At 70.8% G+C, this 23,509-nt stretch carries 20 protein-coding genes; all 20 read left to right on the top strand.

From position 1 onward, the window contains the following. Positions 1–26: 26 nt before the first annotated feature. The 20 genes from mqnC to nuoN all read left to right on the top strand — a co-directional run bounded on the left by mqnC (position 27) and on the right by nuoN (position 23,444). Positions 27–1,217, top strand: a complete 1,191-nt coding sequence (mqnC, locus tag ACLQ20_RS17390) for a cyclic dehypoxanthinyl futalosine synthase (protein WP_327030269.1) — start codon at positions 27–29, stop codon at positions 1,215–1,217. A 351-nt stretch (positions 1,218–1,568) separates the two neighbouring features. Next, positions 1,569–2,774: an LPXTG cell wall anchor domain-containing protein gene (locus tag ACLQ20_RS17385; RefSeq protein ID WP_358114509.1), complete on the top strand. Its 1,206-nt coding sequence runs from the start codon at positions 1,569–1,571 to the stop codon at positions 2,772–2,774. Positions 2,775–2,997: 223 nt separating this feature from the next. Continuing rightward, positions 2,998–4,251 carry a cell wall anchor protein gene (locus ACLQ20_RS17380; protein WP_425856537.1) on the top strand — a complete coding sequence of 418 codons (1,254 nt, stop codon included), beginning with the start codon at positions 2,998–3,000 and terminating at the stop codon, positions 4,249–4,251. Positions 4,252–4,366: 115 nt separating this feature from the next. After that, on the top strand, positions 4,367–5,077 hold the full coding sequence (locus tag ACLQ20_RS17375; RefSeq protein WP_151454888.1) for a demethylmenaquinone methyltransferase: 711 nt from the start codon (positions 4,367–4,369) through the stop codon (positions 5,075–5,077). 65 nt (positions 5,078–5,142) lie between these two features. Continuing rightward, positions 5,143–5,373, top strand: a complete 231-nt coding sequence (locus ACLQ20_RS17370) for a hypothetical protein (protein WP_121397089.1) — start codon at positions 5,143–5,145, stop codon at positions 5,371–5,373. Between the two features lie 148 nt (positions 5,374–5,521). Continuing rightward, a complete protein-coding gene (locus ACLQ20_RS17365) occupies positions 5,522–6,799 on the top strand; it encodes a geranylgeranyl reductase family protein (RefSeq protein ID WP_132232124.1) in 1,278 nt (425 codons plus the stop codon). 192 nt (positions 6,800–6,991) lie between these two features. After that, complete coding sequence (locus ACLQ20_RS17360) at positions 6,992–7,357, top strand: NADH-quinone oxidoreductase subunit A (RefSeq protein WP_111134310.1); 366 nt, start codon at positions 6,992–6,994, stop codon at positions 7,355–7,357. 14 nt (positions 7,358–7,371) lie between these two features. Next, positions 7,372–8,049: a NuoB/complex I 20 kDa subunit family protein gene (locus ACLQ20_RS17355; RefSeq protein WP_132232122.1), complete on the top strand. Its 678-nt coding sequence runs from the start codon at positions 7,372–7,374 to the stop codon at positions 8,047–8,049. Next, entirely contained in the window at positions 8,046–8,783 is a 738-nt protein-coding gene (locus ACLQ20_RS17350; protein WP_151454889.1) for an NADH-quinone oxidoreductase subunit C, read from the top strand. The genes ACLQ20_RS17355 and ACLQ20_RS17350 overlap by 4 nt, the downstream gene beginning before the upstream one ends. A 52-nt stretch (positions 8,784–8,835) precedes the next feature. After that, positions 8,836–10,161: an NADH-quinone oxidoreductase subunit D gene (locus ACLQ20_RS17345; RefSeq protein WP_151454890.1), complete on the top strand. Its 1,326-nt coding sequence runs from the start codon at positions 8,836–8,838 to the stop codon at positions 10,159–10,161. Next, positions 10,158–11,315: an NADH-quinone oxidoreductase subunit NuoE gene (gene nuoE / locus ACLQ20_RS17340; RefSeq protein WP_425856531.1), complete on the top strand. Its 1,158-nt coding sequence runs from the start codon at positions 10,158–10,160 to the stop codon at positions 11,313–11,315. The genes ACLQ20_RS17345 and nuoE overlap by 4 nt, the downstream gene beginning before the upstream one ends. Continuing rightward, positions 11,312–12,628 carry an NADH-quinone oxidoreductase subunit NuoF gene (nuoF, locus tag ACLQ20_RS17335; RefSeq protein ID WP_132232114.1) on the top strand — a complete coding sequence of 439 codons (1,317 nt, stop codon included), beginning with the start codon at positions 11,312–11,314 and terminating at the stop codon, positions 12,626–12,628. The genes nuoE and nuoF overlap by 4 nt, the downstream gene beginning before the upstream one ends. After that, on the top strand, positions 12,628–15,144 hold the full coding sequence (locus ACLQ20_RS17330; RefSeq protein WP_425856527.1) for an NADH-quinone oxidoreductase subunit G: 2,517 nt from the start codon (positions 12,628–12,630) through the stop codon (positions 15,142–15,144). The genes nuoF and ACLQ20_RS17330 overlap by 1 nt, the downstream gene beginning before the upstream one ends. Beyond that, the gene (gene nuoH / locus ACLQ20_RS17325; RefSeq protein ID WP_132232110.1) at positions 15,141–16,496 is read left to right on the top strand and encodes an NADH-quinone oxidoreductase subunit NuoH; all 1,356 of its coding nucleotides are present in this window, start codon (positions 15,141–15,143) and stop codon (positions 16,494–16,496) included. Before ACLQ20_RS17330 ends, nuoH begins: the two co-directional genes overlap by 4 nt. Before the next feature lies 1 nt (position 16,497). After that, positions 16,498–17,139: an NADH-quinone oxidoreductase subunit NuoI gene (gene nuoI, locus ACLQ20_RS17320; RefSeq protein WP_089002426.1), complete on the top strand. Its 642-nt coding sequence runs from the start codon at positions 16,498–16,500 to the stop codon at positions 17,137–17,139. Continuing rightward, on the top strand, positions 17,136–17,906 hold the full coding sequence (locus tag ACLQ20_RS17315) for an NADH-quinone oxidoreductase subunit J (RefSeq protein WP_151454892.1): 771 nt from the start codon (positions 17,136–17,138) through the stop codon (positions 17,904–17,906). Before nuoI ends, ACLQ20_RS17315 begins: the two co-directional genes overlap by 4 nt. Further along, entirely contained in the window at positions 17,903–18,202 is a 300-nt protein-coding gene (gene nuoK / locus ACLQ20_RS17310) for an NADH-quinone oxidoreductase subunit NuoK (RefSeq protein WP_132232104.1), read from the top strand. Before ACLQ20_RS17315 ends, nuoK begins: the two co-directional genes overlap by 4 nt. Positions 18,203–18,213: 11 nt before the next feature. Continuing rightward, positions 18,214–20,172, top strand: a complete 1,959-nt coding sequence (nuoL, locus tag ACLQ20_RS17305; RefSeq protein ID WP_192581415.1) for an NADH-quinone oxidoreductase subunit L — start codon at positions 18,214–18,216, stop codon at positions 20,170–20,172. Between the two features lie 64 nt (positions 20,173–20,236). Continuing rightward, positions 20,237–21,772, top strand: coding sequence for an NADH-quinone oxidoreductase subunit M (locus ACLQ20_RS17300; protein ID WP_132232102.1), 1,536 nt, complete (start codon positions 20,237–20,239; stop codon positions 21,770–21,772). Positions 21,773–21,890: 118 nt separating this feature from the next. Next, the gene (nuoN, locus tag ACLQ20_RS17295) at positions 21,891–23,444 is read left to right on the top strand and encodes an NADH-quinone oxidoreductase subunit NuoN (protein ID WP_151454893.1); all 1,554 of its coding nucleotides are present in this window, start codon (positions 21,891–21,893) and stop codon (positions 23,442–23,444) included. The last annotated feature ends 65 nt before the right edge of the window (positions 23,445–23,509 follow it).

Raw genomic sequence — 23,509 nt, 5'->3', positions numbered from 1 at the left:
CCGAGCGGGCGACGTAGGCTCGGGGGGTGAGTGTGAGCCGGGAGATCGACGACATCCTGCAGCGTGGCGCGGACAGCGGGCGGATCACGCCCGAGGAGGCCCTGCTGCTCTACACCGAGGCGCCGTTGCACGCCCTGGGCGAGGCCGCCGACGCGGTGCGCCGACGCCGCTACCCGGACAACGTCGTCACGTACCTGATCGACCGCAACATCAACTACACGAACGTCTGCGTGACGGCGTGCAAGTTCTGCGCGTTCTACCGGGCCCCCAAGCACAAGGAGGGCTGGACCCACCCGACCGAGGAGATCCTGCGCCGCTGCGGCGAGGCGGTCGAGCTGGGCGCCACCCAGGTCATGCTCCAGGGCGGGCACCACCCGGACTACGGCGTGGAGTACTACGAGGAGCTGTTCTCCTCGGTCAAGAAGGCGTACCCGCAGCTGGCGATCCACTCGATCGGCCCCAGCGAGATCCTGCACATGGCCAAGGTCTCCGGCGTCAGCCTCGACGAGGCCATCGCCCGGATCAAGGCGGCCGGGTTGGACTCGATCGCCGGCGCCGGCGCGGAGATGCTGCCCGCCCGCCCGCGCAAGGCCATCGCGCCGCTGAAGGAGTCGGGCGAGCGCTGGCTGGAGGTCATGGAGCTGGCGCACCGGCAGGGCGTCGAGTCGACCGCCACCATGATGATGGGCACCGGCGAGACCGCCGCCGAGCGGATCGAGCACCTGCGGATGATCCGCGACGTGCAGGACCGCACGAAGGGCTTCCGGGCGTTCATCCCCTGGACGTACCAGCCGGAGAACAACCACCTCAAGGGCCGGACCCAGGCCACCACCCTGGAGTACCTGCGGCTGGTCGCGGTGGCCCGGCTCTTCTTCGAGACGGTGCCGCACCTCCAGGCGTCCTGGCTGACCACCGGCAAGGACGTCGGGCAGCTCGCCCTGCACATGGGCGTGGACGACCTCGGCTCGATCATGCTGGAGGAGAACGTCATCTCCTCGGCCGGCGCGCGGCACCGCTCCAACCTGCACGAGCTGATCGGCATGATCCGCTCGGCGGACCGGATCCCCGCCCAGCGCGACACCCTCTACAACCGGCTGGCCGTGCACCGCACCCCGGCCGACGACCCGACCGACGAGCGGGTCGTCTCGCACTTCTCCTCGATCGCCATGCCGGGCGGCGGCGCCGGGAAGTCCCTGCCGCTGGTCGACGCCCGCTGAGCGGGGCGTCCGCAGGCACCCGCACCACCGACACCCCACCGCCGTCCGGCGGTGGGGTGTCGTCGTACGTGGACCACTGCGTGGATCATGGGAATACGGAAAGTGACGGTAAATGAGTCGCTCGGCTGTCCGATCGGGTGAATTCCCGTTGGCCGTTGATCTCAATTAGATTGCCGTTCGGAGTCGGTGTCGGGGTGGCCGGGGCAGCAAGACATATCAATCCGGGCATTCCTTAAGTGATTCTTAGCCAGGCTGTTCAACGCGCCCGTCCTGCGGGGTGGCGGGCGTGATCGCTTACCGCTAACGTCCCCGGCCGTACCTTTCCTTCACCCCAACGGGGGGAACTCTTCCATGATCTTCCGTAACCGTTCGCTGGCGCGTATCGGCGCCGGCGCGCTGCTCGCCTCCGGCGCGTTGACCGTCCTCGGTAGCCCGGCTCACGCCTCGGGCACGGAGACGGACCTCGCGATCGAGGTGGCCGGCACGCGGGTCGCCGCCAACGCGCAGGGCAAGTTCGCCTACGCCAAGGTGACCAACACCGGCAAGAACACCCCGAGCGAACTGTCGGTGCGGGTGGACGTGTCCAAGGTCGACTTCGACAAGGTCGCCGCCGTGCCGGCCGTCGAGGACGGCTGCGACATCGAGCTCGTCGGGGAGAAGCCGACCGCGTTCATCTGCCACGCGACGGAGAAGGGCCTGCCGGGCCCGGGTGAGACCACCGACCTGCCGATCGTCCTGTTCAAGTTCGAGGCCGAGGGCACCTACAAGGCCCCGCTCTCCTTCAAGCTCATCTCGAAGGACGACACCAACGCGGCGAACAACACCAAGACCGCCACGCTGGACTTCTCCGACGCCAGCGGGCCGGACCTCTCGGTCGTCGCCGAGGACGTCAAGCAGGCCGTGAAGATCGTCGACGGCAACCCGGTCTACTCCGGCGACCTGCACGCGGGCGGCCGCTCGGCGCTGACGTACTTCATCACCAACCAGGGTGACAAGGCCGCCGCCGGTCTGAAGATCAGCGTCAAGCTGCCCAAGGGCGTCACCCCGACCGAGGTGGAGCCGGGCTGCGAGTACGCGGCCGACAAGTCCACCTTCACCTGCACCTACGCCAACTTCGGCCTGATCCCGCAGGACGAGGACACCAACCCCGAGGACAAGCTCTACTCGGCCTACGGCTTCTACCACGTGTTCGACGTGGCGGCGGACGTGAAGCCGGGTGCCCTCAAGGGTGGTCTGGTCAGCGTCGAGCCGGTCGGGTCCGCGCCCAGCCGGATGCGGGCGGCTGCGGTCACCCTGCCGGAGAACGTCACCGGCCTGCGGGCGACCGACGTGGACGCCACCGACAACTCCGACGCGTACGCCGTGATCGTCGCGGCCAAGGGCGGCGCGGGCGGCGGCGGTGACGACGACGGCGGCCTGCCGGTCACCGGCGCGCAGACCACGCTGATCGGCGGCATCGGCGGCGCGGTGCTGATCGCGGGCGCGGCCATGTTCATGGTGGCGCGGCGGCGCCGGGTCGTCCTGGTGACCCCGGGCGACGAGAAGCCGACGGCCTGACGGTCGTCCTCCATCGACCCGCGAGGGTCGTTCACATAACGCACGGCAGCGGGGGCGGGATGGGTGACCATCCCGCCCCCGCTGTGCGTCGGGCCGTCCCGTCCGACCGGATCGGCCGGACGGATGAAACACGATCTCCCTGCTGGCGTGCCGCTTCGACCTTCGATAGCGTCCGCCCGGGTTCCGCAACCATCCGTTTCTTCCCTAACCCCCCGGGGGACCGATGACCCTGTTCCATCGCTCGGCCCTGGCCCGCGCCGGTGCCGTGGCACTCCTCGCGGCGGGTGGCCTGACCACCGTCGCCGTTCCCGCCCAGGCCGCCGACGGGCCGGACCTCGCCCTGATCCCGATCAGCACCCAGCTCGCGAAGGGTGTCGATGCGGCCCGGAGCAAGCCGTTCAAGTTCACCGTCACCAACGCCGGCACGGCCACGGCGGAGGACGTCTCGTTGCGGGTCAACACCCAGCAGCTCAAGGAGAAGCGCGTCGGCTTCCTGGTGCCCGAGGGTTGCCGCGCCATCGAGAGCCACCTCTACCAGTGCTCCCTCGGCGACCTGCCCGCCGGCACCAGCAAGGACTTCGGCGTCCCGCTGTTCAGCACGGGCGGCCGGGGCGACGGCGGCAAGCTGGTCGTCCACGTCGTCACCGCGACGCCCGGGGGCAAGGTTCGCGACAAGGTCGTCGTGCCGGTGACCGTGACGAAGCCCGGCTACGACCTCACCGCCTGGGCGCAGGACGTCCAGGCAGGCGTCGTGGTCAACGGCGCGGTGGCCGACGAGCCGGACCTCAGGCCGGTGCGCCGGGGCGAGACCGTCCCGCTGGACTGGGCGGTCTACAACGACGGCAGCCGGCCCGCGACCGGCGTCTTCTACGGCATCACCCTCCCGGCCGGTGTGAGCTTCGTGACGGTGCCGCAGGGCTGCGTCACGCAGGTGTACCTCGGCAAGGAGCAGGCGTTCTGCGAGGACGCCGGCGCGACGATCCGCCGGGGGCAGTACTACACCGCCGACGTCACCGTGAAGGTCGGCGACGACGTGACCGAGCCGGTGCTGCGGGAGGGCGACCTCTTCGCGTACGGGCTGGACGTCGCCGAGGGCGAGCCGGAGGAGGAGCCGCGGATCGCCGGCCAGGCGCAGCGGAAGGCCTTCTCCGAGGCCGACATGGGCGACAACCACACGTTCTTCGAGGCCTTCGTCGACCTGTCGGCGCAGCCGACCCCGACCCCGACCCCGACCGGTGAGCCGACGCCGACCCCGACGGCGACCCCGACCGGCGTACCCACGGCGGCCCCGACCACCACCCCCGGTGGCGGTGGCGGTGGCGGCGGCGACGGCGGGCTGCCGGTGACCGGCGTGCAGGCCGGGCTGATCGGAGGCATCGGCGCGGCCGTGCTGCTGGCCGGCGGCGCGCTGCTGCTGCTCTCCCGGCGGCGCAGGGTCGTCCTGGTGGCGCCCGGCGACGAGAAGTCGACCGACTGACGTACGGCGGCGCGGGGGCGGGGTGGGCGACCATCCCGCCCCCGCGGCGTGTCCGGGGTGGTGGGGCGGCCGACCCACCGGCCGCCCGCGTGGGCCGGACTGGCAGAGTGGAGGGGTGAGCCGTACCCCGCAGGGCCAGCGCGCCAACCTGGACAAGCAGCCGCACGAGGTCGCCGCGATGTTCGACGGCGTGGCGGCTCGCTACGACCTGACCAACACCGTCCTCTCCTTCGGGCAGGACCGGTTCTGGCGCCGGGCCACCCGGGCCGCGCTCGACCTGCGGCCTGGTGAGCGGGTGCTCGACGTGGGCGCCGGCACCGGCGTGTCCACCGAGGAACTGGCCCAGTCGGGCGCGTACGCGGTGGGCGCCGACCTGTCCCTCGGCATGCTGCGCGTCGGCAAGCGCACCCGTCCCCAGGTGCCGCTGCTGGCCGGGGACGCGTTGAAGCTGCCCTTCGCCGACGCCAGCTTCGACGCGGTGACCATCTCGTTCGCGCTGCGCAACGTGAACGACACCGACGCCGCCCTGCGGGAGCTGGCCCGGGTCACCAGGCCGGGCGGCCGGCTGGTGGTGTGCGAGTTCAGCACCCCGGTGAACCCGGCGTTCCGCACGGTCTACCTGTCGTACCTGATGCGTTCGCTGCCGAGCGTGGCCCGCACCGTCTCCAGCAACCCCGACGCGTACGTCTACCTGGCGGAGTCGATCCGGGCGTGGCCCGACCAGCCGGCGCTGGCCGCGCGGATCGGCGCGGCGGGCTGGGGCAGGGTGGCCTGGCGCAACCTGACCGGCGGGATCGCGGCGCTGCACCGCGCGGTCCGCGTCTAGGCCGATCCGGCACCCTTTCCCTGAATATCCGTTTTTGCTCCACTTTGTTCCGTAAGCTCGCCCCCATGACGGGACGACACCAGGCGGTCGGCGCGGAGGCCACCGACGACGACGCGACCGAGCTCATCGCCCAGCTCAAGGAGCTGGCCGGCGCGGATCCCGCCGACGTCCGTCAGGTCGTGGCAGAGGTGCTGGCCGCCCTAGACCGCGCCGCCGGCGGCGCGCTGCGCGAGCACCTGCCGGAGACGATCCGGCACGACGCCGGCCTGGATCCGGCCGCCTCCGCCCGGCACTGAGGCCCGCCCCGGCGCCCCGCCTCCGACCTCGGCCGACGTGTCTCCGGCAAGTTAGGTACCCCTGGTCCGGCGTGGTCATGACGTCGGTCATAGACTCCCACCGTCTGGCTTGTGAAGCATTTCACGAGCATGCGGGAGGAGGCGCGGGATGGCCGCGGTGGAGCATGACGCCGACGTGATCGTCGTGGGCGCCGGTCCCGGTGGGTCGGCTACCGCATACCACCTGGCTCGGCACGGCGTACGGGTGCTGCTGCTGGAGAAGACCGAGTTCCCCCGGGAGAAGGTCTGCGGCGACGGGCTGACCCCGCGCGCGGTGCGGCAGCTCATCCGGATGGGCGTGGACACCTCGCCCGAGGCGGGCTGGCTGCACAACCGGGGCCTGCGGGTCATCGGTGGCGGCGTCCGGCTGGAGCTGGACTGGCCCGACCTGGCGAGCTTCCCCAACTACGGCCTGGTGCGCACCCGGCTCGACTTCGACGACCTGCTCGCCCGGCGCGCCGTCGAGGCCGGCGCCGAGCTGCGTACCGGCGTGAACGTCACCGGCCCGGTGCTGGGCCCGGACGGCCGGGTCACCGGCGTCGAGGCGGAGGTCGGCCCGGGCAAGGAGCCCGCCACCTTCCACGCGCCGCTGGTCGTCGCGGCCGACGGGGTCTCCGGCCGCTTCCCGCTCGCCCTCGGGCTGGCCAAACGCGAGGACCGGCCGATCGGCGTCGCCGTCCGGCGCTACTACCGCTCGCCCGCCAAGCACGACGACAACTACCTGGAGTCCTGGCTCGAGCTGCGCAGCAAGGACAGCGGCGACAACCTGCTGCCCGGGTACGGCTGGATCTTCGGGCTGGGCGACGGCCGGGTCAACGTCGGCCTCGGGGTGCTCAACTCCTCGTCCGCGTTCGGCAAGACCAACTACCGCCGGCTGCTCACCGACTGGCTGGCCAACACGCCCGCCGACTGGGGCATGACCGACGAGGCGAACGCGGAGGGGCCGATCCTCGGCGCCGCGCTCCCCATGGGCTTCAACCGGGTGCCGCACTACACCCGGGGCGTGATGCTGGTCGGCGACTCCGGCGGCATGGTCAACCCGTTCAACGGCGAGGGCATCGCGTACGCGATGGAGTCCGGCGAGTTGGCCGCGGAGGTCGCCGTGCAGGCGCTCGCGCGCCCGGCCGGCGCGGACCGGGAGCGTGCGCTGACGGCGTACTCGACGGAGCTGAAGCTCCGCTTCGGCGGCTACTACCGGCTCGGCGGCATCTTCGTGAAGCTCATCGGCCGCCCCGAGATCATGCGGATGGCCACGAAGCACGGGATGCCGCACCCGATGCTGATGCGCTTCGTGCTCAAGCTGCTGGCCAACCTGACCGACCCCCGCGACGGGGACGCGATGGACCGCGTCATCAACACGATGACGAGAGTGGCGCCCGCCGTGTAGCCCGAGGAACGAGCCTGCGAGCGCCCGCGGTCGCGACGAAGGCAGCCCCGTGTGACGGCCCCGTCCACGGTCTGCGATGACCGCAGGTGCGGACAGGGGAGATCGACCCCCGCCGACGACCGTCGCGAGGGACGTGAATAGTGTGATTTTTGACAAGGACCAGGGGCAGGGAAGGACGAGCAGGAGAAAACGATGTCGCTCTCGCCTTATGCACCGATCATCGGGCTGTTCGCCCTCGCCGCGGGGTTCGCGCTGTTCTCCGTGGCCGCTGCCCGCTTCGCCGGTCCCCGGCGCTACAACAAGGCCAAGCTCGAGGCGTACGAGTGCGGCATCGAGCCCAGCCCGCAGCCGGTCGGCGGCGGCCGGTTCCCGATCAAGTTCTACCTGACGGCGATGCTCTTCATCGTCTTCGACATTGAGATCATCTTCCTCTACCCCTGGGCGGTCTCGTTCGACGCCCTGCCGATCTTCGGCTTCGTGGAGATGGTCCTGTTCATCGTCGCTGTCTTCGTCGCCTACGCCTACGTCTGGCGGCGTGGCGGCCTGGACTGGGACTGAGGGAGGAACCTCAGATGGGTATCGAGGAGAAGCTTCCCGCCGGTGTCCTGCTCACCTCGGTGGAGAAGCTGGTCAACTGGTCGCGGAAGACGTCGGTCTGGGGGGCCACCTTCGGTCTGGCCTGCTGCGCGATCGAGATGATGGCTGCCGGTGGTCCGCACTACGACATGGGCCGCTGGGGCATGGAGGTCTTCCGGGCCTCGCCCCGGCAGGCCGACCTGATGATCGTGGCCGGCCGGGTGAGCCAGAAGATGGCCCCCGTGCTGCGCCAGATCTACGACCAGATGGCGGAGCCCCGCTGGGTCATCTCGATGGGCGTCTGCGCCAGCAGCGGCGGCATGTTCAACAACTACGCCATCGTGCAGGGCGTCGACCACATCGTCCCGGTCGACATGTACCTGCCCGGTTGCCCGCCCCGGCCCGAGATGCTCATCGACGCGGTCCTCAAGCTGCGCGAGAAGATCGGGCACGAGCCGCTCGGCCCGAACGGCCGCAAGATGCTCGAGGCGCGCAAGGCCCGCGGCGACGTCCCGGTCGTCCCCTACGGCTCGATGCCGTCGTCGTACCGCAGCGACAAGGCCCGGCGGGCCGAGTGGACCAAGGCGGTCCGTGAGGGTCGCGAGGAGCAGCTGCGGATCGAGAACTGGATGAAGGCCCAGAACCACCTGCAGCACGGGGGTGTCCAGAAGTGACCGCGCCTCAGGACAGGCAAGACGACGGCGGCGTGCCGGTGCCGGTCACGCCGGCCGGTGCCAGCAGCACCGCACCCGCCGAGTACCCCCCGGCCAGCCCGGCCGGCCGGGGCATGTTCGGCAACCAGGGCTCCGGCGACGTGTCCGGCTTCGGCGGCCTCGTCCGCCAGCGCCGGACCATCGAGGACGCGCCCCGGCCGTACGGGGGCTACTTCGACGAGGTCCGCGACGCGCTGGAGGAGGCGTACCCGGACTTCGCCGACGCCGTCGAGAAGGTCGTGGTCGACCGGGGCGAGCTGACCCTGCACATCCGCCCCGAGCGGATCGCCGAGGTCTGCCAGGTGATGCGCGACGACATGGCGCTCCGCTTCGAGCTCTGCTCCTCGGTCTCCGGGGTGGACTACCTCGGCGCCGACGCCCGCCGCCTGCACGTCGTCTACCAGCTCACCTCGATGACCTACCGCCGCACCGTGCGGCTGGAGGCCGCGGTCTCCGCCGAGGACCCGCACCTGCCGAGCGTCACGTCGATCTACCCGACGGCGGACTGGCAGGAGCGCGAGGCGTACGACATGTTCGGCATCGTCTTCGACGGTCACCCCAACCTGACCCGGATCCTCATGCCGGACGACTGGGAGGGGCACCCGCAGCGCAAGGACTACCCGCTCGGCGGCGTACCCGTCGAGTACAAGGGCGCTGAGATCCCGCCGCCGGACCGGAGGAGGTCCTACCAGTGAGCGCGAGGAGTGAGCTTGCGAGCCCCGCAGTCGTGAACGGAGGGCCGGCACTGTGACCACGTCGAACTACGCCACCGAGCGCGACACCACCGAGGGGAAGGTCTTCACCGTCACCGGTGGGGACTGGGACAGCGTCGTCTCGGGGACCGACCCGATCAACGACGAGCGGATCGTCGTCAACATGGGTCCGCAGCACCCGTCGACGCACGGCGTGCTCCGGCTGGTCCTGGAGCTGGAGGGCGAGACGGTCCGCGAGGCCCGCTCGGTCGTCGGCTACCTGCACACCGGCATCGAGAAGAACCTCGAATACCGCAACTGGGTCCAGGGCAGCACCTTCGTGACCCGGATGGACTACCTCGCCCCGATCTTCAACGAGACGGGGTACGCGCTGGCGGTGGAGAAGCTGCTCGGGATCTCCGACCAGATCACCGAGCGGGCGAACACCATCCGGGTCCTGATGATGGAGCTGAACCGGATCTCCTCGCACCTGGTCTGGGTGGCCACCACGGCCATGGAGCTGGGCGCGATCAACATGATGCTCTACGGCTTCCGCGAGCGTGAGTACATCCTGGAGATCTTCGAGATCATCACCGGCCTGCGGATGAACCACGCGTACGTCCGGCCGGGCGGTGTGGCCCAGGACGTGCCGGACGAGGCGATCGTCAAGATCCGCGAGTTCCTGAAGCTGCTGCCGAAGCGGCTCAAGGAGTACGAGAACCTCCTCTCCGGGCAGCCCATCTGGCTCGAGCGGACGAAGAACGTCGCGGTGCTCGACGTGACGGGCTGCCTCGCGCTCGGCGTGACCGGCCCGGTGCTGCGTTCGGCCGGCCTCGCCTGGGACCTGCGCAAGACCATGCCGTACTGCGGCTACGAGACGTACGAGTTCGACGTGCCGACGCACACCGACGGCGACGTGTGGGGCCGCTACCTGGTCCGCCTCGCCGAGATCCGGGAGTCGCTCAAGCTCGTCGAGCAGGCGTTGGACCGGCTCAAGCCGGGCCCGGTGATGGTGGCCGACAAGAAGATCGCCTGGCCGGCGCAGCTCGCCATCGGCGTCGACGGCATGGGCAACTCGCTGGAGCACGTCGCGAAGATCATGGGTCAGTCGATGGAGTCGCTGATCCACCACTTCAAGCTCGTCACCGAGGGCTTCCGGGTGCCGCCGGGCCAGGTCTACGTCGGCATCGAGTCGCCCCGCGGCGAGCTGGGCGTGCACGCCGTCTCCGACGGTGGCACCCGGCCCTACCGGGTGCACTACCGGGAGCCGAGCTTCGTCAACCTCCAGGCGCTCCCGGCGATGGCCGAGGGCGGCCTGATCGCCGACGTGATCGCCGGTGGGGCATCGCTGGACCCCGTGATGGGTGGTTGTGACCGATGAGTGTGTTCACTGACGAGACCCGCGAACGGGCACGGGAGATCATCGCCCGCTATCCGGCCGACCGGTCCCGGTCGGCGCTGCTGCCGCTGCTGCACCTGGTGCAGTCCGAGGAGGGCTACGTCTCCCCGGCCGGCGTGGCGTTCTGCGCCGAGGTGCTGGGCCTGAACAAGGCCCAGGTCGGGGCGGTCGCCACCTTCTACACCATGTACAAGCGCCGGCCGACCGGCGACTACCTGGTGAGCGTCTGCACCAACACGATGTGCAACGTGCTCGGCGGCCAGGAGGTCTACGACACCCTCGCCGAGCACCTCGGCGTGGGGCACGACGAGACCACCGCCGACGGGACGATCACCCTGGAGCACGCCGAGTGCCTGGCGGCGTGCGACTACGGCCCGGTGATGACCGTCAACTACGACTTCTTCGACGGGGTGGACCCGCAGACCGCACGCGGCGTCGTCGACGAGCTGCGCGCCGGTGGCCGGCCGATGCCGACCCGGGGCGCCCGGCTCTGCACCCTCAAGGAGATGGCGGTGCAGCTCGCCGGCTTCGCCGACGAGCGGGAGGGCGCGGTCGCCGACGGCGGGCCGGGAGAGCCCACCCTGCGGGGGCTGCGGCTGGCGCAGGAGCACGGCATCTCGGTGCCGGGCTTCGACCCGAACACCCCGATCCGCAGCAAGGCCGAGGCCGACAAGGCCGCCGCCGAGGCGAAGGCCCGGAGCGAGGCCGCGAAGCCGGCGCCGGAACCGGCCAAGGCCGCGCCGGCCCCGAGCGGCAACGACACCCGGCCCGCCACGGTCAACGCGGGCACCGGCGAGCCCGCACCCGCCGCCGAGGCGGCCGGCAGCACCACCCGTGACGTCAAGGCGCCGGACGCCAAGTCGCCCGAGGTGCGTACCGCCGAGACCCGCCAGCCCGACGCGGCGACCGCCGTGCCGGACGCCCCGGGCACCAAGGTTCCGGTGGACGGCGCCCCGCCGGCTCCCCGCGACGCGCAGGAGGCGGAGGCCGCCGGGGCGGCGGCCAACGCGCCGGCCGGCGACGGCAAGCCCGCCGGCGACGCGGCCGGTGCGCAGCAGCGCAACCTCAAGGAAGCCGAGGCGGGCGCCGGTGGCGCGGGCTCCGCCGTCGCGAGCGAGACGGGGGTCCAGAAGTGACCACTCCCCGGCCGGAGACCCTGGCCAAGCTGACGCCGGTACTCACCAAGCGCTGGCTGTCGCCGGACGCCTGGCGGATCGGCACCTACGAGAAGCTCGACGGCTACGCGGCCCTGCGCAAGGCGCTCAAGGCGCACCCGGACGACCTGATCCAGCTGATCAAGGACTCCGGCCTGCGCGGTCGCGGCGGCGCCGGCTTCCCGACCGGTCTCAAGTGGGGGTTCATCCCGCAGGGCGACGGCAAGCCGCACTACCTCGTCGTCAACGCCGACGAGGGGGAGCCGGGCACCTGCAAGGACCTCCCGCTGATGACGCACGACCCGCACGCCCTCGTCGAGGGCGTGATCATCGCGTCGTACGCGATCCGTGCCAGCCGCGCCTACATCTACATCCGGGGCGAGGCGGTGCACGCCGCGCGCCGGCTGCGCAACGCCGTGCGGGAGGCGACCGCCAAGGGCTACCTGGGCCGGAACATCCTCGGCTCCGGGTACGACCTGGAGCTGGTGGTGCACTCGGGCGCCGGGGCGTACATCTGCGGCGAGGAGACCGCGCTGCTGGACTCGCTGGAGGGCTTCCGGGGCCAGCCCCGGCTGCGCCCGCCGTTCCCGGCCACCCACGGCCTGTACGCGAGCCCGACGGTGGTCAACAACGTCGGCACCATCGCCAGCGTCCCCTACATCGTGCTGGGCGGCGCCGACTGGTGGAAGACCATGGGCACGGAGAAGTCGTCCGGCCCGATGATCTACTCGCTCTCCGGCCGGATCGCCAACCCCGGCCAGTTCGAGTGCGGCATGGGCGTCACCCTGCGGGAGCTGATCGAGCTGGCCGGCGGCATGCAGCCCGGTCACAACCTGAGGTTCTGGACGCCGGGTGGCTCGTCGACGCCGCTGCTCACCGCCGAGCACCTGGACGTGCCGCTGGACTTCGAGGGGGTGGCGGCGGCCGGCTCGATCCTCGGCACCACGGCCACCCAGATCTTCTCCGACCAGGACTGCCCGGTCTACGCGACGTACCGGTGGCTGGAGTTCTACCACCACGAGTCGTGCGGCAAGTGCACCCCGTGCCGCGAGGGCAACTACTGGATGGTCCGGGTCTACCGGCGGATCCTCGCCGGTCAGGGCACCCACGAGGACCTGGACACCCTGCTGGACACCTGCGACAACATCCTCGGCCGCTCGTTCTGCGGCCTGGGTGACGGCGCGACCAGCTCGGTGACCTCGTCGCTGAAGTACTTCAAGCAGGACTACCTCGACTACATCGAGGGACGTACCGCGCCGAAGCTGTCGGACAAGCAGCTGGTGGGAGCCCACTAATGACCGACGTAGCGAAGCAGACCGAGACCGTCACGCTCACCATCGACGGCGTCGAGGTCACCGCCCCGAAGGGGGCGCTGCTGATCCGGGTCGCCGAGCAGTTGGGCACCGAGATCCCCCGGTTCTGCGACCACCCGCTGCTGGCCCCGGCCGGCGCGTGCCGGCAGTGCCTGGTCGAGGTGGAGGGGCAGCGCAAGCCCGTCGCCTCCTGCACCCAGACCGTCGCCGACGGCATGGTGGTACGCACCCAGCTCACCTCTCCGGTCGCCAAGAAGGCGCAGGAGGGGGTCATGGAGCTGCTGCTGCTGAACCACCCGCTCGACTGCCCGATGTGCGACAAGGGCGGCGAGTGCCCGCTGCAGAACCAGGCGATGTCCACCGGACGCTCCGACTCGCGGTTCCACGAGCACAAGCGGGAGTACCCGAAGCCGCTGCCGATCAGCACGCAGGTGCTGCTCGACCGCGAGCGCTGCGTGCTCTGCCAGCGCTGCACCCGGTTCTCCGAGGAGATCGCCGGCGACAAGTTCATCGACCTGATGGGCCGGTCGTCCGCCGAGGAGATCAACATCTACCGGGACGAGGACTACGGCGTGGAGACGGGCGCGGGCTGCCCCGGCGCCGACGCCGGGGCCGACTCCGGCGACGTTCCCTTCAACTCGTACTTCTCCGGGAACACGGTGCAGATCTGCCCGGTCGGCGCGCTGACCGGCACCCAGTACCGGTTCCGGGCCCGGCCGTTCGACCTGGTCTCCTCCCCGAGCGTCTGCGAGCACTGCTCGGCCGGGTGCGCCCAGCGCACCGACTGGCGGCGGGGCAAGGTGCTGCGCCGGCTGGCCGGCGACGACCCGGCGGTGAACGAGGAGTGGAACTGCGACAAGGGGCGGTGGGGCTTCCAGTACACCCGCGCCTTCGACCGGCTCACCACCCCGCTGGTCCGCGACCCGCAGACCGGCGAGCTGCGTGAGGCGGCGTGGAGCGAGGCGCTGGCCGTCGCCGCCGAGGGGCTGCGCGCGGCGCGGGACGGCGGACGGGGCACGGCGGTGCTCACCGGCGGTCGGCTGACCGTCGAGGACGCCTACGCGTACGCGAAGTTCGCCCGGGTCGCGCTGAACACCAACGACGTCGACTTCCGGGCCCGGCCGGTCTCCCGCGAGGAGACGGACTTCCTGGCCAGCTCGGTCGCCGGGGTCACCGACGTCACGTACGCCGACGTCGAGAAGGCGCCGGCCGTGGTGCTGGTCGGGCTGGAGCCGGAGGAGGAGTGCCCGATCCTCTTCCTGCGGCTGCGCAAGGCGTACCTGAAGAAGAAGCTGACGGTCTACGCGATCGCGCCGTTCGCCACCCGCGGCCTGGAGAAGCTCGGGGCCAAGCTGGCCCGGGTGGTGCCGGGCGAGGAGGCGACCGTGCTCGCCGAGCACGCGACGGTCGCCGAGGCGCTCAGCGCCGAGGGCGCGATCCTGATCGTCGGCGAGCGGCTGGCCAGCGTGCCGGGCGGCCTCTCCGCGGCGGCCGACGTGGCCCGGCGTACCGGCGCGAAGCTGGCCTGGGTGCCGCGGCGCGCGGGTGACCGCGGCGCGGTCGACGCGGGCTGCCTGCCCAACCTGCTTCCCGGCGGCCGCCTGGTCAACGAGCCGGCCGCCCGGGCCGAGCTGGGTGAGGCGTGGGACATCCCCGCCGGGGTGATCCCGAGCCAGGCCGGCCGGGACACCGACGCGATCCTCGCCGCCGCCGCCGGCGGTCAGCTCGGCGCGCTGGTGGTGGCCGGGGTCGACCCGGCCGACCTGGCCGACCCGCGGCTGGCCGAGAAGGCCCTGGACGAGGTGCCGTTCCTGGTCAGCCTGGAGCTACGGATGAGCGCGGTGGCCCGGCGGGCCGACGTGGTCTTCCCCGTCGCCCCGGTGGTCGAGAAGGCCGGCAGCTTCCTGGACTGGGAGGGCCGGCTGCGCACCTTCGAGGCGGTTCTGCGCACCGCCGCGATGACCGACGGCCGCGTGCTGGACGCGCTCGCCGCGCAGCTCGACGTGCAGCTCGGCACCGGTGACGTGCTCAGCGTCCGCCGCGAGCTGGGCGCGCTGCCGCGGACCCGGACCGACCGTCCCGCCACCCCGTCGGTGGAGCCGGCCGCGGTGCGGGAGCCCGGCGCCGGTGAGGCGGTGCTCGCCACCTGGCACCAGCTGGTCGACCTGGGCAGCCTCACCGACGGCGACGAGCACCTCGCCGGCACCGCCCGCCCGCCGGTGGTCCGGCTGGGCAAGGGCACCGCGGAGGCGCTCGGCGTCGCCGACGGCGACCCGGTGACGGTGGGCACCGACCGGGGGGCGCTGACCCTGCCGGCGGCGATCACCGAGATGCCGGACGGCGTCGTCTGGCTGCCGACCAACTCGCCCGGCTCGACCGTGCGACGCAGCCTCGGCGCGACGTCCGGAGCGCTCGTGCGGATCTCCGCCGCCGCGGTCGCCGCCGACGCGGCGGACCGCCCGGGCCCGCTCCTCAACGCAGGGGGTGTACAGCAGTGAACGCGGTCTACCTGGCCCAGGATCCGACGCTGGCCGACTTCGGCCGGGATCCCTGGTGGCTGGTCCTCGGCAAGATCGTCTTCGCGTTCGTCGTCGCCGTGCTGGCCACGCTGCTCGGCGTCTGGTTCGAGCGCCGGGTCGTGGGCCGCATGGCCGTGCGACCCGGCCCCAACCAGGCCGGCCCGTTCGGTCTGCTGCAGACCCTCGCCGACGGCCTGAAGCTCGCCTTCAAGGAGGACCTCCTCCCGCGGACCGCCGACAAGGTCGTCTTCTTCTTCGCCCCGGTGATCTCGGTGGTCTGCGCGATCACCGCGCTGTCGGTGATCCCGTTCGGGCCGATGGTCAGCATCTTCGGGCACCGGACGCCGCTACAGGTCACCGACGTGCCGGTGGCGGTGCTGGTGGTGCTGGCACTCTCCTCGCTGGCCGTCTACGGCATCGTGCTCGGCGGCTGGGCCAGCGGCTCCACGTACCCGCTGCTCGGCGGCCTGCGCTCCGCCGCCCAGCTGGTCTCGTACGAGGTCACGATGGGCCTGAGCGTCGTCGCGGTCTTCATGACCGCCGGCACCATGTCGACCAGCGGGATCGTCGCCGCCCAGGGCGACGGCACCCGGCTGAGCATCGGGGGCTTCGAGATCCCGGCCCCCGGCTGGTACGCGCTCCTGCTGCTCCCCAGCTTCATCATGTTCTTCATCGCCATCGTCGGTGAGACGAACCGGGCGCCGTTCGACCTGCCCGAGGCGGAGTCGGAGCTGGTGGCGGGCTTCCAGACGGAGTACAGCTCCCTGAAGTTCGCGCTCTTCATGCTCAGCGAGTACGTCGCGATGGTGACCATGTCGGCCTTCACCGTGACGCTCTTCCTCGGCGGCTGGCACGCGCCGTGGCCGATCACCAGCATCTGGGCGGGCGCCAACTCCGGCTGGTGGCCGATGCTGTGGTTCTTCGGCAAGGTCGTCATGCTGGTGTTCGTCTTCGTCTGGCTGCGGGGCACCCTGCCCCGGCTGCGCTACGACCAGTTCATGCGCTTCGGCTGGAAGGTCCTGCTCCCGATCAACCTGGTCTGGATCCTGGTCCTGGCCGGCCTGCGCTCGATCGAGGACTGGGACTCGCGCAGCAAGCTGATCGCCGTCGGCATCCCCGCCGGCATCCTGCTGCTCGCCACGCTGCTCTGGCCGAGCCGGAAGCAGCAGCCGAAGCCGACGGTCCAGGAGCAGGTCAACGACCGGCCGCACGGCAGCTTCCCGCTGCCCCCGATGGACCTGCAGGTACCACCGAGCCCGCGCACGAGGCGCGTGGTCGCCGAGCGGGAACCGGCCAACATCGCCGCCGGCCCGGACTCCAGGGAGGTGTGACGTGGGCGCGATCACCGGAACGTTCAAGGGATTCGGTGTCACCTTCTCGCACATGTTCAAGAAGGTCATCACCACCGACTACCCGTTCAAGCCGCCGGTGTCGGCGCCGCGCTACCACGGGCGGCACATCCTCAACCGGCACCCGGACGGGCTGGAGAAGTGCATCGGCTGCGAGCTGTGCGCCTGGGCCTGCCCGGCGGACGCGATCTACGTCGAGGGCGGCGACAACACCGACGAGCAGCGCTTCTCGCCGGGTGAGCGGTACGCCAGCATCTACCAGATCAACTACGCCCGCTGCATCTTCTGCGGGCTCTGCATCGAGGCCTGCCCGACCCGCTCGCTCACCATGAGCAACGAGTACGAGCTGGCCCGGGACAACCGGCAGGATCTGATCTTCACGAAGGAGCAGCTGCTCGCGCCGCTGCTGCCGGGCATGGAGCAGCCGCCGCACCCGATGCGACTCGGCGACAGCGAGAAGGACTACTACGTCGGCGCGCTGACCAACCCGGGCACCTCGGCCGGCGCGGAGCACTCGGCCAACAACCCGGGCCGGTACCAGGTGGAGGAGCACCCCGGTGTGACCTTCCCGGGCGCCGAGCAGCACGCCCAGCGGGCGGCAGCCGCCAAGGGAGACGGAGCATGACCACGCAGACGGTGCTCGCCGCGGCGGGCGAGGTCTCCAGCGGGGAGCAGGTGACCTTCTACATCCTGGCTCCGCTGGCGCTGATCGGCGCGATCGGGATGGTCGCGGCGCGCAACGCCGTGCACTCGGCCCTCTGGCTGGTGCTGACGATGCTCTGCCTGGGCGTCTTCTACGTCCTGCAGGCCGGGCCGTTCATCGGCATGGTGCAGATCATCGTCTACACCGGCGCGATCATGATGCTCTTCCTGTTCGTGCTGATGCTGGTGGGTCGCGACGCCTCGGACTCGTTGATCGAGACGCTGCGCGGCCAACGGGTCGCGGCGGTGGTGCTCGGGCTCGGCTTCGCCGGCCTGGCCGGCGGCGGGCTGTGGCGCGCGCTGGAGGGCACCACGGCGGTCGGCCTGGAGCAGGCCAACGCCGAGGGCAACGTGCAGGGCATCGCCCGGCTGCTCTTCACCAAGTACGTCTTCGCGTTCGAGCTCACCTCGGCGCTGCTCATCACGGCCGCCATCGGCGCGATGGTCCTGGCCCACATCGAGCGGCGCAAGGAGGACAGGCTGGACCAGCCGAAGACGATGCGGGCGCGCTTCGCCCCGGGCAACTACCCGGGCCCGAAGCCCGGCCCGGGCGTCTACGCGACCTCCTCCTCCGTGGCCACCCCGGCCCGTCTGCCGGACGGCCGGCTGACCGAGCGGAGCACCCCGGAGATCCTGCCGGTGCGCGAGCTGGACGACCGGGAGACGACCCTGAAGGGGACGGAAAAGTGACGCCGGACTACTACCTGGTGCTGGCCGCGGTGCTCTTCACCATCGGCGCGGTCGGTGTGCTCATCCGGCGCAACGCGATCGTGCTCTTCATGTGCATCGAGCTGATGCTCAACGCGGCCAACCTGACGCTGGTCACCTTCAGCCGGATCAACGGTGACCTCAACGGCCAGATCATGGCGTTCTTCGTGATGGTGGTGGCGGCGGCCGAGGTCGTGGTCGGGCTCGCGATCATCATGGCGATCTTCCGGACCCGACGCTCCGCGAGTGTCGACGACGCCAACCTGCTGAAGTACTGAGGGGTCCTGCGGTGGGAACGATTCTGACGAACGCCCCGGCTGAGCCGGTGGGCACCGTCGCCTACGCGACGGCGGACGGGCTGCTGGGCAGCGTCTGGCTGCTGGTGGCGATTCCGCTGCTCAGCGCGGCGGTCCTGCTGCTGCTCGGCCGGCGGGCGGACCGCTGGGGGCACTGGCTCGGGGTGGCCGCCATCGGCGCCGCGTTCGTGCTGGGCCTGACCTACTTCCTCCAGTTGCGTGGCCTGGAGAACAAGTCGGTCGAGCTGAGCCTGTGGGACTTCATCACGGTCGGCGACCTGCGGGTGGACTTCGGTCTGCTCTTCGACCCGCTGGCCGCCGTCTTCGTGCTGCTGATCACCGGGGTGGGCTTCCTGATCCACCTCTACGCGGTCGAGTACATGTCGCACGACGCGGGGCGTAGGCGGTTCTTCGCCTACTTCAACCTGTTCGTCGCCGCCATGCTGCTGCTGGTGCTCGGCAACAACTACGTGATGCTCTACTTCGGCTGGGAGGGCGTCGGTCTGGCGTCGTACCTGCTGATCTCCTTCTGGTACGAGCGGCCCAGCGCCGCCACCGCCGGCAAGAAGGCGTTCCTGATGAACCGGGTCGGCGACGCCGGCCTGGCGATCGGCATCTTCATCATGTTCGCCAGCCTCGGCACCACCCAGTACGACGAGGTCTTCAACGGGGTCGGCTCGCTGACCGCGACCACGGTGCTGGTGCTCGGCCTGCTGCTGCTGCTCGGCGCGACCGGCAAGTCCGGCCAGTTCCCGCTCCAGGCGTGGCTGCCGGACGCGATGGAGGGCCCGACCCCCGTGTCGGCGCTCATCCACGCCGCGACCATGGTCACCGCCGGCGTCTACCTGATCGCCCGGTCCAACCCGATCTTCTCGGCCAACTCCACCCTCCAGCTGGTGGTGGTGAGCGTCGGCGCACTGACGCTGCTGATCGGCTGCATCATCGGCGCGGCCAAGGACGACATCAAGCGCGTGCTGGCCTGGTCGACCGTGAGCCAGATCGGCTACATGTTCCTCGGCGTCGGCCTCGGCGGTGGCGCCTACGCGCTGGCGATCGTGCACCTGCTGGCGCACGGCTTCTTCAAGGCCAACATGTTCCTCGGCGCCGGCTCGGTCATGCACGGCATGAACGACCAGGTCGACATCCGCCGGTTCGGTGGGCTGTCGAAGTACATGAAGGTCACCTGGATCACCTTCATGACGGGCTGGCTCGCGATCATCGGCATCCCGCCGCTGTCCGGCTTCTTCTCCAAGGAGCCGATCATCGTGGCGGCGTTCGAGCGGGAGGACTGGACCGCCTGGCTCTTCGGCGGCGCGGCCCTGCTCGGTGCCGGGCTCACCGCGTTCTACATGACCCGGCTCTTCGTGCTCACCTTCCACGGGCCGAAGCGCTGGACCGAGGACATCGGGCAGCCGCACGAGTCGCCGAAGCTGATGACCATCCCGCTGATCCTGCTGGCGGTCGGCTCGGTGGGGGCGGGCTGGCTGCTCTCCACCTCGGTGCCGGACTGGCTCACCGCCACGGCCGGACTCGGTGCGGCAGAGGGGGAGCACCACCCGGTGCTCTCGCACACCGTGATCACGATCCTGTCGATCCTGGTCACCGTGCTCGGTGCCGGGCTGGCCTGGTTCCTGTTCCGGAGCGGCACGGCCACCGCGCCGCAGCCGGCCGGGGTGCTGGTCACCGCCGCCCGCCGCAACCTCTACACGGACGCGGTCAACGAGGCGATCTTCGAGAAGCCGGGCATCTTCCTCACCCGGGCACTGGTCTACCTCGACAACCGGGGCGTCGACGGGCTGGTCAACGGCCTCGCGGCGGGGATCGGTGGCGGCTCGGGTCGACTCCGGCGGCTCCAGACGGGCTTCGTCCGGTCGTACGCCACCTCGATCCTGACCGGCGCGCTGCTGGTCCTGGCGGCGTTCCTGGCCGTCGAGGCGGGGTGGCTGGCGTGATCGACCTCTTCCAGGCGGCCGTCTCCGGCGGACCGCGCAGTGACGACGGAGGTAAGGCCGCATAATGTCCGACTTCCCGTTCCTCTCGGTGCTCACCGTGGCACCGCTGGTCGGCGCCCTGGTGGTGGCCTTCCTGCCGCGCAGCCGGCCGGAGTTGGCCAAGCAGGTGGCGCTCGGCTGGTCGCTGCTGGTGCTGGTGCTGTCGGTGGTCATGTGGGTGACCTTCGAGGTTGGTGGCGACCGCTTCCAGTTCCGTGAGTCCTACACCTGGATTCCGAACTGGGGCGTCAGCTTCACCTTCGCCGCCGACGGCATCGCGCTGGTGATGCTGATGCTGATCGCGGTGCTCGTACCGCTGGTGATCCTGGCGTCCTGGCACGACGCCGAGTCGTCCAAGCGGTCGGTGCCGGTCTACTTCGCCCTGCTGCTCGTCCTCGAGTGCACGATGATCGGCGTCTTCGCCGCCGCCGACGTGTTCCTGTTCTACGTGTTCTTCGAGGTCATGCTGGTGCCGATGTACTTCCTCATCGGCAGCTACGGCGGCCACCAGCGGCAGTACGCGGCCGTGAAGTTCTTCCTCTACTCGCTGGTCGGCGGTCTGTTCATGCTCGCCGCGGTGATCGGCCTCTGGGTCGTCGGCGGGAAGACCTTCGACTGGCAGGCGCTGTCCCAGGTGGACATCTCCACCGGCACGGAGCGCTGGCTGTTCCTCGGCTTCTTCCTCGCGTTCGCGATCAAGGCGCCGTTCTTCCCGTTCCACACCTGGCTGCCGGACGCCGGTGGCGCGGCCCCGGCGGGTGCGGCGGCGCTGCTCGTCGGCGTGCTCGACAAGGTCGGCACGTTCGGCATCCTGCGCTACTGCCTGCCGCTGTTCCCGGACGCGGCCAAGTGGTTCGCCCCGTGGGCGCTGGCGCTCGGCGTGATCGGCATCATCTACGCCGCGCTGCTGGCGGTCGGCCAGAACGACCTGAAGCGGCTCGTGTCGTACACCTCGATCGCGCACTTCGGCTTCATCGGGGTGGGCATCTTCGCCTTCACCACGCAGGCCGGCACCGGCGCGGTGCTCTACATGGTCAACCACGGGCTCGCCACCGGCCTGCTCTTCCTGGTGGTGGGCATGCTCATCGCCCGGCGGGGCTCGGCGCTGATCAGCGACTTCGGCGGCGCCGGCAAGCTGGTGCCGATCCTGGCCGGGGTGCTCTTCTTCGCCGGTCTGGCCTCGCTCGCGCTGCCCGGCACCGCCCCGTTCGTCTCCGAGTTCCTGGTGCTGATCGGCACGTTCACGGTGAACAAGCCGGTCGCGGTGATCGCGACGCTCGGCATCATCCTGGCCGCCGCGTACGTGCTGTGGATGGTGCAGCGCACCACCCAGGGCACGCTCAACCCGGCGCTCACCCAGATCGACGGCATGAAGCGTGACCTGAACCTGCGCGAGAAGTTCGTGGTCGCGCCGCTGATCGCGCTGATCGTGCTGCTCGGCTTCTACCCGAAGCCGGTCACCGATGTGATCAACCCGGCCGTGCAGGCGACCATGCAGGACGTCGGCCGGACCGACCCCGCCCCGACGTCGGGCGGAACCGTCCAGGAGGCGGCAAAGTGAGCGCGAGGAGCGAGCTTGCGAGCCCCGCAGTCGCGAACGAAAGGTTTGCAGCGGTGAGCGCGAGGAGTGAACGAGCGGAGCGAGTGAGCCCCGCAGTCGCGAACGAAAGGTTTGCGCAGTGACCGAGCTCAAGTTGCCGTCGATCGACTACGCGGCGCTCGCTCCGACCCTGATCATGCTGGGCGCCGCTCTGCTGGGCGTGCTGGTCGAGGCGTTCGTGCCCCGCCGGCTCCGGCACGTGGTCCAGCTGTCGATGGCCCTGCTGGCGGTGCTCGCCGCGCTGACCATGGTGGTGCTGGCGGCCGACGAGCGGAAGATCACGATCGGCGGGGCGATCGCGGTGGACGGGCCGACGCTCTTCCTCCAGGGCGCGATCCTGGTCCTCGCCGCGATGGCGCTGCTGCTCATCGGCGAGCGTTCGGTGGAGCGGGGCGGGGCGTTCGTCGCCCAGGCCGCCGTCACCGCCGAGTCGGCCGACGACCGGCGGCAGGCCGAGGGCAAGAACGGACTCACCGAGGTCTACCCGCTGACGACGTTCGCGATCGGCGGCATGCTGATCTTCGTGGCGGCGAACGACCTGCTGACCATGTTCATCGCGCTCGAGGTCTTCTCGCTGCCGCTCTACCTGCTCTGCGCGCTGGCCCGCCGCCGGCGGCTGCTGAGCCAGGAGGCCGCGCTGAAGTACTTCATGCTCGGCGCGTACGCCTCGGCCTTCTTCCTGTTCGGCGTGGCCCTGATCTACGGCTTCACGGCGGGCATCCCGGGTCGGCAGGCGGGTGTCGACTTCGCCACCATCGACGCCGCGGTCGAGAACTCCCCGGCCAGCCCGGTGCTGCTCTTCGCCGGCATGGCGCTGCTCGCCATCGGGCTGCTCTTCAAGGCGGCGGCGGCCCCCTTCCACGTCTGGACCCCGGACGTCTACCAGGGCGCGCCGACCCCGGTCACCGGTCTCATGGCCGCCTGCACGAAGGTCGCCGCGTTCGGCGCCCTGCTACGGGTGTTCCACGTCGCGTTCGACGGGGCCCGGTGGGACTTCACCCCCGTCCTCGGCGTCGTGGCGGTGCTGACCATGCTGGTCGGCGCGGTGCTGGCCGTCACGCAGACCGACATCAAGCGGCTGCTGGCGTACTCCTCCATCGCCAACGCCGGTTACCTGCTGGTCGGCGTGCTGGCGCCGGGCGCCGACGGGATCTCCGGGACGATGTTCTACCTGGTCGCGTACGGCTTCTCGGTGCTCGCCGCGTTCGCCGTGGTGACCCTGGTGCGCGACGCCGACGGGGAGGCCACCCACCTGTCCCGCTGGGCCGGGCTGGGACGGCGTTCGCCGTTCTACGCGGGGATCTTCACCTTCATCCTGCTGGCCTTCGCCGGAATCCCGCTGACCAGCGGCTTCACGAGCAAGTTCGCGGTCTTCGGCCCGGCGCTCGAGGGCGGGCAGGCGTGGCTGGTGATCGCCGGCGTGCTGACCAGCATGGTGCTGGCCTTCCCGTACCTGCGGGTCGTGGTGATGATGTGGCTCTCCGAGCCCGGCGAGTCGACGCCGACCGTCGCCGTGCCCGGCGGGCTGACCTCGGCCGCGCTGATGATCGGCGTGCTCGCCACGCTGGTGCTCGGTGTGGCGCCCGCGCCGCTGCTCGACCTGGCAACCGGCGCCGCCGAATTTGTCAGATGACCGACGCTCACGCCCGCGGGGGCCGGTACGCCACGGCGTGCCGGCCCCCGCGCCGTATCCCCCGT

This window comes from Micromonospora sp. DT46 (genome assembly GCF_049841735.1).
Classification (GTDB): Bacteria; Actinomycetota; Actinomycetes; order Mycobacteriales; family Micromonosporaceae; genus Micromonospora; species Micromonospora reichwaldensis.
This window is presented reverse-complemented; position numbering and strand designations above follow the sequence as displayed.

Bases quoted from the DNA above. Each gene is read 5' to 3' on its own strand.
- ACLQ20_RS17385 (WP_358114509.1), top strand. From the start codon at position 1,569: ATGATCTTCCGTAACCGTTCGCTGGCGCGTATCGGCGCCGGCGCGCTG.
- ACLQ20_RS17380 (WP_425856537.1), top strand. From the start codon at position 2,998: ATGACCCTGTTCCATCGCTCGGCCCTGGCCCGCGCCGGTGCCGTGGCA.
- ACLQ20_RS17370 (WP_121397089.1), top strand. From the start codon at position 5,143: ATGACGGGACGACACCAGGCGGTCGGCGCGGAGGCCACCGACGACGAC.
- ACLQ20_RS17365 (WP_132232124.1), top strand. From the start codon at position 5,522: ATGGCCGCGGTGGAGCATGACGCCGACGTGATCGTCGTGGGCGCCGGT.
- ACLQ20_RS17360 (WP_111134310.1), top strand. From the start codon at position 6,992: ATGTCGCTCTCGCCTTATGCACCGATCATCGGGCTGTTCGCCCTCGCC.
- ACLQ20_RS17355 (WP_132232122.1), top strand. From the start codon at position 7,372: ATGGGTATCGAGGAGAAGCTTCCCGCCGGTGTCCTGCTCACCTCGGTG.
- nuoE (WP_425856531.1), top strand. From the start codon at position 10,158: ATGAGTGTGTTCACTGACGAGACCCGCGAACGGGCACGGGAGATCATC.
- ACLQ20_RS17330 (WP_425856527.1), top strand. From the start codon at position 12,628: ATGACCGACGTAGCGAAGCAGACCGAGACCGTCACGCTCACCATCGAC.
- ACLQ20_RS17315 (WP_151454892.1), top strand. From the start codon at position 17,136: ATGACCACGCAGACGGTGCTCGCCGCGGCGGGCGAGGTCTCCAGCGGG.
- ACLQ20_RS17300 (WP_132232102.1), top strand. From the start codon at position 20,237: ATGTCCGACTTCCCGTTCCTCTCGGTGCTCACCGTGGCACCGCTGGTC.